The sequence below is a fragment of the Paenibacillus lactis genome (assembly GCF_017873605.1).
GTDB lineage: Bacteria > Bacillota > Bacilli > Paenibacillales > Paenibacillaceae > Paenibacillus_AQ > Paenibacillus_AQ lactis.
Map to the genome: position 1 here is coordinate 233050 of NZ_JAGGKI010000005.1, position 14064 is coordinate 247113.

Here is a 14064-nt window from a genome sequence, read left to right on the forward strand (position 1 = left end):
CATGCGGTCCAGGTCTAATATCAGGCCTGTTGATGCTGCACGATCCGCACCTCTTCCGGACGATATACGGTCTGTACCTGCCCTTGGGAGTCGGCCGTGAACATAACGGTTCGCTCCCGTTCCAACGGAAACCGATAGGCCGCTCCGGAATCAGGGTCTCGTACCTCGATATCCGTTGTAACTCCATACTCGGAGATGAAGATGTACAGGCTGCCCCGTTCAAACGCCAGCTTGCGGCCATAAATGCCCGGCAGCCCGCCTCCTTTCAGCCATTCCAGCTCCGGCGAAACGGCGGCCGCTTGAATCGCCTCCGAATACAATGCCTGAATCGGCTCCCAGCGCTCGTTCAGCTCGACCGGCAGCGGACACCAGATGAACCGCCCTGACCCTAATGGAACCGTAATCGGCGCAAGCTCGCCGTCCGGATGCCCTGCGGGGCGATCCACCGCCAATGTGCCGATCTTCCGCTCGCCGAACGAAACGGCATAACGATCTCCCGCCAGCTGCAGCGTCTCTTCCCGAAGAACATTCGCATGAAACGTCTCTCCAAGCTCCGACTGCAGGCGCTCCTGTGCCGTTCCCCAGTACGCATCGGTACGGAGCGGCCCGCTCCAGAGAACGGTGCTGCCGGCTCTTGCCAGCTCGAGCAGCTCCTCGAACGCCGCATCGTCGAAATTATGCGCGCTCGGCACGATGATCAGCTTGGCCGGATGCCGCTTCAGATCGGCCAGCTGATATTCGCCGGTGCCGCGCGGATGCACATTCATGCCGAAGGTAAGCGTACGCATGGCTTTTGTCGTTGCTTCATACGCCAGCTTGCGGCTCGAAAAATCGTTCGAATACGGAAATACGACCGCGATCTCCTCCAGCTGCCGGTTATCGTCGAAGATGCCCGCCGCTTCGTTCATAAAGCGTCCGAAATCATAGGACACGTCAGCCTCCGGCTTCTGCGTGCCGTCTGCCCTAAGCGCTCCGATGTTGGATTCGTTGGCGTTATCCATGAAGTAATTGATATTCCAAATCCATTGCACGGCCCCCGCTCCCCCGGTCGAAAAAGCGTAGGCATATTTGCGCTCCAGCATATTGCGCAGCTCCTCTTCCGTCCGCTTGGCAATGCCGTCGGGACGCTGCACGTGCATGATACCGGTCTCCTGGACCAAATTCGGCTTGTCCGGCGTCTTCGTGAAAATGCCGTCCCATGCAAGATGATCGTTCTGCCACCAGGAATGGACCGTCGTGTAATCGACGACGGGGCCGTAGAAGGACGGCGACGGACGCTGGGAGCAGATGCCCTCATCCTGCCCGACCGTAACCAGCTGGTTCGGATCGCAGCGGCGGATCGTCCCGATCAGCTCGGAGGCCCAGCGATTATGCATGTCCATCGTGAACAGCGTGAAGTCCAGCCACGGCCCCCATTTCTTCGGCTGCAGCACGCTGTTGAACAGCTTGTCGTCCGGACTCGGAGCCATAGCTGCTTCGAACGAAGGGAGCTCGCCCGGCGTCATGTTCCAGCGCTCCTGGAGCAGCGCAACATCGCTGCCGTGCCGCTGCCGGAGCCACTCGGCCCATGCCTTCCGCTCGAACCGGTCTCCGATCGTGACGGGACCTTCAAAGATCCGCTTCGGATCAAATAGCGACGGCTCGTTGATCAGATCCCAATGCACGTTGGTCGTCCCCCGGTGTCTTGTCACGATGGAAGCTACGAATCGCTTCTGCGCCTCTACCGAGCGCGGGTCCAGGTAAGGGTTCACGCCTTCCCATGCTTCCGGTGCAAACGAGAAGAAGGTAAAGGTCACTTCCAGCTCATGCCGTTTGGCCGTCAGAATAAAAGCGTCGATCGCCCGCATCACATCCTCGGCCGCATGGCCGTCGGCGAACATGATCATCCGGTATCCCGTCCATATCCCCGTCCGGATCAGATTGATGCCGGCCCGCTTCATTTCGGCCATATCCGCATCCCACCGCTGCACGTTCGGCAGATGGAGGAACTTGCGCGCAACGTCGGAGGTCATATACGTCATACCGACGATGGGGACGGTTCGGCCTCCCCGGCGGAAATAGTCGCGTCCGCACTCCAGCCGATCTCCAGCCTGCAGCAGGGAGCGGTCGACGCCCCATACCGCCTGGGTCAGATTGCGCCGTTCACCGGACTCGGAGACGGCTTCGCACGTGATCCGGTAAAGGCCCGGTTCCAGCCGCACGGGGATGGATAAGCGAAGCTGCTGCAGATCCCGCTGGGGCGCGCCGGCTTCGGACCTCGCCTGCCCGGACCATACGGGCTTACCGGAACCGTCCTTGATGAGGCGTACCTCGAACTGCCATGCCTGAGCCGGAACGGACGTCCGCGACAGCGCCTGCAGCTGAATCGTCACTTGCGGCGATTCGCCCGGCTCATATGCGGCATAGTTCGGCTTCAGCCAAAGCTCGGTCACGCCTCTGCCGGCATATTCAGCCAGCTCCCGCAGCGCGGCCGCACCTTCCGCTTCCCAGAATATGGCCTGCAGCTGCTGGTTGATCAGAATCCAGCGGCCCCCGGCATAATCGCCCTTGTGCTGCTCCAGCATCACCACCGGAGCGCAGCGCTCCCGCTGATCTCCGTCCTCGCCGATCAAGAGCGGCGAGATAACCGCGTCCATGGGACCGCATGCCCCCATCTCGGCGGGAATATCGCTTGCCTTGGTTGGATGCAGCGTCAATCCCCACGTCGGTTCAATGCCGAACAGCTCCTCACGCCCCTGCAAAATCGGAAATTCGGCAGATGCCTTCAGCTTCCTTACCCGCGACACATCCACCGCCAGCGCGTCGTGAATATCCATCCGCTGATGATAGGCCAGCTGCTCGCGTTCGGCATGCCACGATCCGTTCAGCTCGCGGACCGGCCGCCGAAACGGCACGCCACCCGCATGGACCAGACCGCCGCCGTCCTTCAAATGGGATTCGATCGCCTCCCAAGCCGCTTTTGGAAAATACGGCCCGTGAAGGTGAATCAACGTATCCCAGCCGCCTTCCGATAACCGACCGGCTAACGTCTCGGCGCTTGCGACCTCTGTCCATTCCATCATCCGCTCCAGCGCGTCCGCGGTTGGCCGCTCGCCCGGATACGGGAACTGCTCGTCGTAAAATAACAGCGTTCTCATCATCCTTTACTCCTTTCCGGCTCCGTCTCTCGGCTGGCCGTCGGCGTAGACGGATGTCCCGCGCGTTCTCGCCCAATCGGCAATTCGGGATGGATCTCCCGTCCACAGACGCTCCCGTCCCCACTGGTTCGTCTCGGGCCGGCTCTCGCATTCGATGCGGATGACCGGGAACAGCTCGGTCGGACGCTCCTTCGGCAGTCCTTCGATCCAGAGCACGTCACCCTCCTGCCGGAAATCCAGCTCCTGTCCTGTCGTGAGCAGCGTTACCCGGTTTACGGGCGTGATGAGATCCGCCAGCCGCAGCACCGGTCCTCCGTCCCAGAACCGGATAATGAGATACAGATGATTGTCCTTCATGGTCTGCCGTCCGTAGGTAATAAACTCGGTCAGGTTTCCGCCGTCCGAGCCATAAATCGCCTCGCCGTGCACCTCCAGCCATTGCCCGATCTTGAGGGCACGCTCGACGAACGCAGGAGGCAGCTGCCCATCAGGCTGCGGCCCGACATTGAGCAGGAGATTGCCGCCCACCGTGCCGCCCTTCTCCGCGCACTCGCACAGCATGTCGAGCAGTACATCGGCCGGACGCCAGCGTTCGCCGTTCGTATAGCCCCACAGCCGCCACGTCGTCACCTGGCTGGACTCCCAGAGCCGCTTCTGGTCCGGGACGATGACATGCTCGGGAGAACCAAAGTCGCCCAGCACCTCGGAATCCCCGGATCCGCCGCCTCCGTCGGCATGCAGCTTCTCCTCCTCGGACAGCCCTAGACGGTTATTCACCAGAATGTCGGGCTGAATCGACTTCATCCGCTCCACCAGCTTCACGCTGTCCAGGTCCTCGGCCGTTCTCGGCCACACCCCGTCGAAGAAGAAATGATCGATGCGTCCGTAATTCGTAACGAGCTCTTCCACCTGGGTATGCAAATAGCGCTTCATGACCTCCCAGCCTTCCGGATCCTTCTCCGGTCCGTCGAAATAGGCCGGGATCCGCCAATCGATCCAGGAGTAGTATAAGCCCACCCGAAGCCCCTCCGCTCGGAAGGCGTCGGTGAATTCCCGGACAAGATCCCGGCCGGGAGCCTGCTTCGCGCTGGAGTAATCCGTCGTGGCTGTATCCCATAGGCAGTATCCGTCATGATGGCGCGTCGTCAAGCATGCATACTTCATGCCGGCCTTCCGGGCCGTGTAGGCCCACAGCTTGGCGTCAAAAAACTCCGGATTCCACTCGCAGGCCCTCCGTGCATATTCGTTCTGGTCCAGATGCTCCCGGAACAGCACCTGCTCGCCGCGTCCGTATTGGGCATATGGCCCGAAATGAATGAACATGCCGTACCGGCTTTCCGTAAACCATTTCCACCCTTCCCGGATGGCTGGCGCCTGATTGGTCATTCTTCATGTCCTCCTTAAGGCTGATCCGCCGCTTGGCAGGTCAACCGCGATTATGATGGGTTCGCCTCGATAAAGAGGCTTGGTATGAGCTTTACTCTATCCCGTAGAGGCCTGTCTTGAACACTTTACTTTTGAGGGAAAACTTCGAAAATGGCCAATATCGATCGATTGAAGTCTCATTTCCAGGCAGCCTGCTTCATGATTCGCACCAACCAAAAAACAATCCCTCGTCCGGCTGAAGCCGGGCGAGGGATTGCCTTGTTTCTAATGGATGTATCGCACCCCAGGTGAGGAGCGATTATTGCTGACTCGCTCTCCATTCATCGAATTGCCGCTTGTATTCCGCCACGACCTCGTCAAGACCCGCAGCCTTCATGGAAGCAAGCATTTTGTCGTAACCGTCCTCGTATTTCACAACCCCGTGCATGACCGGATAGACGCTCGTCTTCAGCTCGGCAATGCAGTTGGCGTACTGGGAGGCGACATTCGTCGGATCAAAGGTGAAGCCGATCGTAATACTGTTCACGGCATCGTCCGCGATGGTTGTACGGCGTTCCAGGCGCGCCGGGTCGGTATTCGTCGGATACCGGTTCATCTGGACGTGACCAAGCAGCCAGTACGGCAGCTCGTACGTCGGAGAACCGTTCTCGTTCTTGGCGAGATAATCCTTGGTATTCTTGCCGGTATCCTTCCAATGCACGTCCTTCACGCCGCTCTGCACGAGATCCATGTTCTCTTGGCTGCTGTATACCCAATTCAAGAACTGAATGGCGGCTTCCGGGTGCGGAGACGTTGCCGATACCCCGTTCGAGTTCCGGATCGCATACGATCTGAACTTCGGCTGGTCAGCCAAATAGTAAATATCCAGCTTGGCATCCGGGAAGGATTGAAGGATGGCGTCGCTCAAGCCGACATCCCCCGGACGGTACAGATAACGTCCGGCCAGCTCTTCCTGGTTGATGACTTCCGTAGGCGTCGTCAACAGATCGCTCATGATCAGTCCGCGCGCATAGGCTTCGTTCATGTACTGCACGTCTTTTTTGAACTCCTCGGTCTCAAGCCAGGACTTCACGATCCCTTGCTGGTCGATGTAGATCATGTTGTCGGCCACCGTAAACGGATAGGTGTCGTAGGTCGTGTGCAGGAAGTAGGCAGGCTCCTCCAGCATTTTGATATATACGTTCTTGTTGTCCTGCGGCCAGTTCTTCTGCAGCGTCTCTGCCGCATCAAGCAGCTCCTCCGGCGATTTCGGCGGCGTCAGGCCATTGGCCTCAAGCAAATCGGTCCGGATCGTGAACATGCCGTCATTATAAGCGGTGTCCGCCCAGAAGTTCGGCACGTAGGTGATCTTGCCGTCGATTTTCGCGGATTCCCAAATCCAGTCCGGCATGGAGGCTTTCAGCTCGGTGCCGTATTGGTTCAGGAGATCGTCGATCGGAATGATCCCGCCCGTCCCGGCAAGCACGGTCGGCCCTTTCGTATCGTGCATGATGGCGATCAGCTCGAATTCTTCGCCTGTGGACATCATGAGGTTGGTCTTCTGATCCCATACGTCCCATGCGATGTACGTCGGTTCATACGTAAGGTTCAGACCGTCGGCCTCAAGCTTTTCGTTAATCGCTTTAACCGCGGTATCCAAATCCTGCGGCGCGGTGCCCGGGAGCAAGTACCGGACGGGCAGCTTCTTCTCTCCGCCGCTCTCCCCGTTTGCGGAGCCCTTCTCCCCGCCGACATCTCCTCCGCCGGAGCAGCCCGCGATCACGGAAATGATGAACATCGCGGCCAACCACATTGCTAGCGCTTTCCTTTTTTTCATGCCTGTCTCCCCCTGACTTCATTTGGTTTGGTCTTGCGGTACGATTCCTATCTTAAGGAGACATCGGCGATTGCGTATACTTCAAAATGATCGATTTCGCCATTTTAAAACGCTTGAAGAGAGGCTGTTCAATAAGTCCTCTATCCATCATGAACCAGGTCAGGAAGCAGCCTGAACTTCAAAATTTGAACACGCGTATTAACTTTCCGTCACTGCGCTTTTTTCGTCTCAATCGCATGCTGGCTTCGGAACTGCGCAGGCGAGATTTGGTAATGCTTTTTAAACAGCGTATAGAAATAAGTCGTATTCAAAATGCCCACCTTCTCGCTGATCGATTGCACCGACTCCTCGGTGCTCACGAGAAGCTCTCTGGCTTTCTCCAGGCGGACGGCATTCAAGTAATCGTTGAACGACAGCTCGCAATGCGCCTTGAACAGCTTGCCGACATAGCTTCGGGACAGCTTGACCTCGCCCGCCACCTGCTCGAGCGACATATCCGGCCGTGCATAGTGCTTTCGCACGTACATCTGAATGAAGTCCACGACCTCGGCATGCCGCACCGCGCCCGACTCCTCGGACAGGCTGCAAAGCCGCAGGGCGAGCTCCTTCAAGGCATCCGCGGTTTCCTGCAGCGTCTGGAAACGGGTAATGCGCCGCGTGAAGCCAAGGAACAGCTCCGCACTCTCCCGGCTCTTCACCGTGTGGACATTGAGCTGCTTGTACAGACCGCCGATGAACTGATTCATGAAAAACATTACTTCATGGTAGTTGTAATCCCGGATCTCCTTGATCCACAGGTCGATTTCCTTCTCCAGCTTGTCCCGCTGCTGCAGCTTGATGGCCTCGATGATCCGCTTCTCCCGCTTGTCCGGATACTGCGCATCCGACCGCTCCTTCTCCGCGGCGACGACCGGATCGCAATGGAACAGCCTGCCCTTGCCTTCGAAAAACCGCTGCCGGAAGCAGGACTGCGCGTAATCGAACGACTCACGCAGCTCCTCGTACGTCTGCGCGGCCGTTCCGATTCCTACCGTGACGGATACGCGGAGCGTACGGAGCATTTCGCCCTGCAGCTCCTCCAGCATGCCGGTTACCCGGATCGGCGGACGGTTCTGCTTGATCGGCAGAATAACCGCTACGACGCCTTCCCCGACCGCGGCCACCCACGCTCCCTCCGGCTCCAGCATCTGCTGGGCAGCCCGGGCGACGGCGGCGCAGGAATACGATTGCAGCTCCCCGTCCTCACCGCCGGGCGAGCCGTCTTGGCTATCGAGAAGGAGGGCTGCCGCCAGGAAAAACGGCCCCTTGCCGTCTCTGGCCAAGCGCCGGAATGCCGTCTCATCGCCGCCGCTGAGCAGCTGCAGCACCTGGGCCTCTCGGGCGACCGAAGCTTCGGATTCCATCGACCGCATTCGTTCCGTCATCTCTGCGTAGGTCGTATCGAGGATAGCGAATTCGTTGATTTGACGGCGGTTTTCCTTCATTTTCGGAAGGGGGATCATTTTCTCCAGCAGGTGGCGAATCGGATTGTACGCATGATGGGTCAGCCAGATCGACAGGAAGATGCTGACGACAAAGCAGGCCAACGCAAGGATCAACGCAGTCGTTCGCAAGGTCTGCATGTTGAACAGCAGATTTTGATATTGGCTCACGCTGATAAACGTCCAATTCATATCCTTCGATTTGACGTAGGTGACGATGCTCTTGCTGCCGTCGATGGAGCGGGTGAAATAGCCGCTTTCCGAGGTGGAGGACAGAATGGACTGCACATACGATTCCTGCGAAATATCCTCCATGAAGCGGGCCCGGTCCGAATGTGTAATGATCGTTCCATGATCATCAATAACATACAGCGAATCCACCGCTTCGTTCCGGTATCCGCCAATGAGCTCCTGAATGGTGGAGGTGCTCATGTTGATCACAATGGCGCCTTTGGAGCTAAGCGGCGAATAGTAGCTCGGAAGAAGGACAAAGGTTAGCACGTCTTCGCTACGGCTTGGCGAACTGGCGACCGATATCCTGCGCGGGAAGAGGTGAAAATACGTCGTATTCTTGCTGTTGATCTCCTCAAGCAGCTCCTTCTCCTGCTCCTTGGTAATCCCTTTCGTGTTGAGATACGTATTGTTCGAGCCGTTATAGATTCCAATGGAATGAATGAACGGGTAAGTGGACTGAATTCGGTTCAGCGTGCCGAACACGCCGTACTGCTTGAGCGGATCGGCTTTTTTATCCAACAAGGCGTTCACGATCTCCTTGTCGCTGAGCAGCAGGTTGCCGACATTATAGATCTGATCGCGGATGACGCTGGATACGGCGCTGTTCTGCTTCAGCATCGACTCGGAGATTTTCCCGACCTCTTTCGCGGTGCTCCAGGAGAACATCGTAAACAGGACGACGGTTACAAGGGCAATCATGGCTGCCGTAAGCAAAACAAAACTGAGAAACATGTTGCGGTACACTGCATAACGGAACAATCGCTGCCGGATCATATTCTCCCCCCTTGCCATTTGTCTTTTATGAAGCATCGCTGTCATTATATGTAATATCTATGTCAGATTATTGAAGCAATCAACCCACCGGATCGCTGGGTTCGGATCCGCATTTTACTCTCATCTTACATTTGCAGCGTGCATTCATCAATATGAAAACGCATTCTTATATTTCAAAGCTTTCCATTCCATCTTTGGCCTCCCTACTCAAACCCCTTATAAAATCAGGCTTTTACCGCTATTCTTTCAATCTGGAGGCGCAGACCTGAATACGAAAATTCGAAGTTTTTTCCCGTTTTTAAAGTCCGCTTCTTGCCTTCCAATCCGCTCAAACCCCATTTTCATAGTTTACGGGTCACGGCAACTCTCTTTACACTCGAAACAGAACTGCTGACGCTTGCAGCCCCATCATAAACGAAAGGACGTGCCTCCTATGAAAAAAAGCCGCTCCGGCTTTCTGCGTGAAATCCGCTCGAACGGCTCCGCGTATCTGCTCATCGTACCGGCCGCCATCTATACGCTGGTCTTCGGCTATTTCACGCTCCCGTACATGCTTATCGCGTTTCAGAAATTCAACTTCAAGACCGGGCTCTTCAACTCGGACTGGGTCGGCTTTGACAATTTCAAGTTCTTCTTCTCGTCGCCCCGGGCATGGGAAGTCACCTTCAACACCCTGAAGCTCAACTTCTTGTTCATTATCGTCGGCACCATTGCCGCTATGGCGCTGGCTATCCTGTTCAACGAGCTTCGCAGCCGCTGGTTCTCCAGGGTGACGCAGTCCACGATTTTGTTCCCCCATTTCTTGTCCTGGGTCATTGTCAGCTACATTATTTACAGCCTGCTGTCGACGGACTACGGCATCCTGAACCGGATCCTGGCGTTCTTCCATGTCGATCCCGTCAACTGGTACGCATCGCCGAAATATTGGACCTGGATCCTCACGATCGCGGCGGTCTGGAAGGACCTCGGGATGAACCTCGTCATTTATTTGGCCGCCATCACGGGCATTGACGACAGCTATTACGAAGCCGGGCGGATCGACGGCGCTACCCGCTGGCAGCTCATCCGCCATATCACCATTCCGCTCATGCTGCCGACCGTGTCCATTCTGACGCTGCTGGCGCTTGGCAAAATTATGTACGGCAGCTTCGATATGATTTATGCCATCGTAAAGGACAACGGCCTCCTGTATCCGACCGTCGATGTCATCGACACGTACGTATTCCGTTCCCTTCGCACCATCGGGAACCCGGCACAGGCGATGGCTGTCGGCCTGTACCAGTCTGTGGTCGGCTTCATCCTCGTGTGGGGCAGCAACAAAATCGTGAAGAAGGTGAATCCGGACCATGCGTTGTTCTAATACGAGCCGGAACCGTTCGGAAAGGAGCGAATACCGATGACGTCCAGACCTAAATTGTTCAACACCGTAAACGCCGTTCTGATCGGCATCATCTCCATCCTGTGCATCTTGCCGATGCTGCTCGTGCTCATGGTGTCCTTCACCGATGAAGCCAGCATTAAACAATTCGGCTACCAGCTGTTTCCGACCGAGCTGTCGCTCGATGCCTACAAATTGCTCCTGTTCGGCAGCACGCCGCTGTACCGGAGCTATATGATCTCGATCTTCGTCACCGTGGTCGGCACCATCCTGGCCGTAACGATCACGTCCATGGCCGGATATACGCTTGCCGCCAAGCACATCCGTTACCGCAACCGGCTCGGATTGTTCTTTTTCATCACGATGGTATTTAACACAGGGCTTGTCCCTTGGTACCTCATTAACCTTAATCTTGGATTGAACAACACGATCTGGGCGCTGATCATTCCATCGCTGGTATTCAATCCGTTCAACCTGTTTCTTGTGCGCAATTATATGTCCCAGATCCCGGCATCCCTCACGGAGGCTGCGAAGATCGACGGCGCCAGCGATTTCTATATCGCGTTCCGGATTTTCTTTCCGCTGTGCATGCCCGTCCTTGCGACGATTACGCTGTTCTACGGCATCGCCTACTGGAACAACTGGTTTAACGCCATCATGCTCGTGGATAACGAGAAGCTCTACCCGCTTCAGTACCTGCTGTTTAAACTGAACTCGGAAATCAGCATGATCCAGCAGATGCAGAGCAGCGGTGCCATTCTCGGCACCCAGACGCTGCCGCAGGAATCGGTCAAGATGGCTACTGCCATTTTGACGATCGGTCCGGTGGTGCTGTTCTATCCGTTCCTGCAGCGGTATTTCATCAAAGGCCTGCTGATCGGCTCGTTGAAGGAATAGGGCAGTGATTGATACAATGCTGCTCAGATGCAACAATAAAGAGGCTAACCGCTATAGCGGTTAGCCTCTTTATGTCGTATTGAATGAGACGGGATTGAACAGCGAGAGACGCCTCATCCTGTTTCGATCTCATTTCCGCACTTCGGACAATATTGGTACAAATCATTGTCGATGGATCTTCCGCAATAAGGACAAAAGTTGAAATCACCTTGGGGAACCGGCAAGTCGCCCTTATGATCCTGCCTCGAATCTTGACCAACATATCGATCGAAGGGATCTGGTTCGTTATCCGTAATATCGTACACCGACATGCGGTTAGCGCCCGTCGCATTTTTATAATGGAAAATCCCTTGCACAATTGCGATGCCGACAAAGACAATCCCGAAAATGACTATGAATACAGGAGCCCCCATGTTCGCGGCCGAGATCGTCCAGAACACGCCGAACAGCCCAACAACAACGCTTCCAGCCGCTCCCATGGCTGACGGCCCACGTCCTGGCTTTATGCTCCGCATCTATCTCCCCCCCTCTCATCGACACGCCTCACTTCATTAAAAAGACAAGGTAATCCGTCATTACCCCCTGATAACCGAAGGATCGAAGCATGGTCGTTATATTGCCTCTGTGATAGGTTCCGTGATTCACGACATGCTGAAGGATCTCGGCGATTGAATTTTCCATTTGCCGTCCACTTGCCATCGTATACGAGACCTTCTTCTCCGCATCGGTCAGCGATGATACGTAATCGCGAATTTGCGACTGTAATTCGTCCATCTCCTGGCGCGCTTCCTTAAGATCCGTGAATGCTTTCTTTGCGAAGGTCGAGACCTGTTCTTCTTTGATTCTGTTTAACCATATGTTATCCGCAGAGACGAGGTGACTAACCACTTCGGCAATGGATTTAAACCCTAGATCGACTTCCCTTAAGAAGACTTCGCTTGGCAGCGTGTCAAGATGATCCATCACTCGCTCGTTCGCCCATACGTTGTAGTCATATAGTTGGATCAGTTGTTTGTTCATCACTATCACTCCTTGGTGAGAAACTATTAACATTCCAATCATTACCAAACCACCCCGACCTTAAAATGCCCTTATCTTGGGCGGAGGTGGTTGTGGTTAGAGCTTCTTCCATGATTATACATCTTGAAGGGCGCCGAAGTATAGACAGTGGAACATGGACTTCTCACAAAAAAAGACCAGGTAAATCGGTTTCTTTCTACTACTTCTATTAAGCAAATCAGCCATCGTTAAAGAACGAAGGATGCTAAAGTCTAAGCACCATCCATTCCTCATCAAAGTATTGGCCTTCGAACTTAAGGGCATTTCGCTCTAATCCAAACGTCTGAAATCCGATGGACTGATATAATTGCTTAGCAGGATGATTATCGGAGACGACCGTTAAATTAATCTGTTCGATCCCTTCCGCCTCCCTGGCTCTTCGAATCAGTTCCTCCATCAATTGTCTTCCGACCCCCATTCCCCGCTTCTCGGGAATCACATACATTCCAAACACTATGCCCTTATGTAACGTCTTCATGCCGCTCTCTCGCATAAAGGTTACGATTCCAACTAGTGATCCATCCTCCTCAAAAGCCCCTAAAACAAATTTATCCCGACTCGGTTGTATTCTTTCCGTTACCGTTTCCAGAGAGAACTTCACTTCCCGATCGTAGGTGGAGCCAAACGCATGGGGATCCCTTCTTAGCCCGTCTAGTCGAACCTCTTGATATGAGGGAGCATCCGCTCCATTTAACACGGAAATCTTCATGATCTTCTGCCTCCTTGCTTTCTACTTCTCGCAGCGTATTCCAGAAAGGATCGGCTCTACTTGATGGAGCCATTGATGCTTATTGTCGGCAAGTAGAGTGTTCCAGCCGAGCTTTATAGCGGGGATCAGATTCTTTTCTTGATCATCGATATAAAGAACCATGGGATGGGAGGCGCCATAATCATCAAAATATTGTGCTACATGGTGATATATTTGGATGTCTGGCTTCGATAAGCCTACTTGATTAGAGATGGTGATGCTTTTGGTATGAGGCTCGATTTGGTCAAGAATCGGTTCCAGCCATTCCTTACAATGATTGCTTAAAACATGAATATCTGCGATCTGGCTCCACTGCCCTAAGGAGTGAATGGCAGGAAGCGGCTCCAGTGACTGAATCAGCAGCTTCCGGGCCTCTTCTCTATTCACCCATTTGATGCGGTTGCATAACCAAATCCAAAAATCGCCCTCCCTGAGCTTCCCGGTCCAAAGATCTTTTCGCACTTCGTCAAATTGCTCCCGAATACGCTGAAATGAAAGTCCTGACTCTCCGAATATCGCTGGCCAAAAAGTCGATGAAAAATTGCTCACCAATACCCCCGCTAAATCTAATACGAGCTGAGGCTTACCATTCACGGTTTCTGCCCCCTTTATTTTATATGTAACCTTTGAAAAAGATTGGGGGGCATGGAGCCTGCTAATCTTCGCCTCCCTCTAGTTCCGCTGCATTGCGGTCTAACTATAGTCCTCGATGACCCTTAGCTTGTCATCCTGCACAAGAAACATTGATCTTCCTGTAAGTTTCAAAGATTCCCCGGCTTTCATCCCATTCGGCAGATCCACAGCCAATACCCCTTCGTAATCCACCTCAATCTCAGCTTTATCACCTGTAATCGTGATCTGCTTCATGGTCTGGCATCTTTGTGAGAATATCGTCAGCGACTGTTCAGCTAAGGCACGAAATTGCTCGATTCCTTTCGTTTCCGTATCCACTACACCGTTATTGACGTTTCGAAATTCAATGTCATCATGCAAGAGCCTGATCATTCCTTCAATATCAAAGGAGTTATAAGCATTCAAATAATTTTCAATGAGCGATTGAATTTGTACGTCCCCCATAAGAATATCCCCTTCCCCTATCAAATAACATTTGGAATATGTTTCGTTCTGTGGCGGAGGCGGAGCCCCCATTGGGC

At 54.5% G+C, this 14064-nt stretch carries 11 protein-coding genes; 2 read left to right on the plus strand and 9 right to left on the minus strand.

Features of this window, described 5'->3' with window-relative positions:
- Positions 1–20: 20 nt before the first annotated feature.
- The 4 genes from J2Z18_RS12040 to J2Z18_RS12055 form a co-directional block, all read right to left on the minus strand.
- The gene (locus tag J2Z18_RS12040) at positions 21–3137 is read right to left on the minus strand and encodes a glycoside hydrolase 5 family protein (RefSeq protein ID WP_210094810.1); all 3117 of its coding nucleotides are present in this window, start codon (positions 3135–3137) and stop codon (positions 21–23) included.
- Positions 3138–3143: 6 nt separating this feature from the next.
- Positions 3144–4523, minus strand: a complete 1380-nt coding sequence (locus J2Z18_RS12045) for an alpha-L-fucosidase (RefSeq protein ID WP_210094766.1) — start codon at positions 4521–4523, stop codon at positions 3144–3146.
- Between the two features lie 298 nt (positions 4524–4821).
- Positions 4822–6339, minus strand: coding sequence for an extracellular solute-binding protein (locus tag J2Z18_RS12050; RefSeq protein WP_210094767.1), 1518 nt, complete (start codon positions 6337–6339; stop codon positions 4822–4824).
- 209 nt (positions 6340–6548) lie between these two features.
- On the minus strand, positions 6549–8828 hold the full coding sequence (locus tag J2Z18_RS12055) for a helix-turn-helix domain-containing protein (RefSeq protein ID WP_210094768.1): 2280 nt from the start codon (positions 8826–8828) through the stop codon (positions 6549–6551).
- A gap of 433 nt (positions 8829–9261) precedes the next feature.
- On the opposite strand from J2Z18_RS12055, the gene J2Z18_RS12060 reads away from it, so the two are divergent.
- Both J2Z18_RS12060 and J2Z18_RS12065 read left to right on the plus strand, forming a co-directional pair.
- Positions 9262–10188: an ABC transporter permease gene (locus J2Z18_RS12060; protein WP_007127911.1), complete on the plus strand. Its 927-nt coding sequence runs from the start codon at positions 9262–9264 to the stop codon at positions 10186–10188.
- A gap of 36 nt (positions 10189–10224) precedes the next feature.
- Positions 10225–11103 (plus strand): carbohydrate ABC transporter permease, encoded by an 879-nt coding sequence (locus tag J2Z18_RS12065; protein ID WP_144872022.1) that lies wholly within the window; start codon positions 10225–10227, stop codon positions 11101–11103.
- A gap of 113 nt (positions 11104–11216) precedes the next feature.
- Here J2Z18_RS12065 and J2Z18_RS12070 read toward each other — a convergent pair whose 3' ends face one another.
- The 5 genes from J2Z18_RS12070 to J2Z18_RS12090 form a co-directional block, all read right to left on the minus strand.
- A complete protein-coding gene (locus J2Z18_RS12070) occupies positions 11217–11618 on the minus strand; it encodes a zinc ribbon domain-containing protein (protein ID WP_210094769.1) in 402 nt (133 codons plus the stop codon).
- A gap of 28 nt (positions 11619–11646) precedes the next feature.
- On the minus strand, positions 11647–12123 hold the full coding sequence (locus tag J2Z18_RS12075; protein ID WP_007127908.1) for a DinB family protein: 477 nt from the start codon (positions 12121–12123) through the stop codon (positions 11647–11649).
- A 244-nt stretch (positions 12124–12367) separates the two neighbouring features.
- Positions 12368–12871: a GNAT family N-acetyltransferase gene (locus tag J2Z18_RS12080; RefSeq protein WP_210094770.1), complete on the minus strand. Its 504-nt coding sequence runs from the start codon at positions 12869–12871 to the stop codon at positions 12368–12370.
- Between the two features lie 21 nt (positions 12872–12892).
- Positions 12893–13504, minus strand: coding sequence for an HAD family hydrolase (locus tag J2Z18_RS12085; RefSeq protein ID WP_210094771.1), 612 nt, complete (start codon positions 13502–13504; stop codon positions 12893–12895).
- Positions 13505–13603: 99 nt separating this feature from the next.
- Positions 13604–13987 carry a nuclear transport factor 2 family protein gene (locus J2Z18_RS12090; protein ID WP_210094772.1) on the minus strand — a complete coding sequence of 128 codons (384 nt, stop codon included), beginning with the start codon at positions 13985–13987 and terminating at the stop codon, positions 13604–13606.
- Positions 13988–14064: the final 77 nt, after the last annotated feature.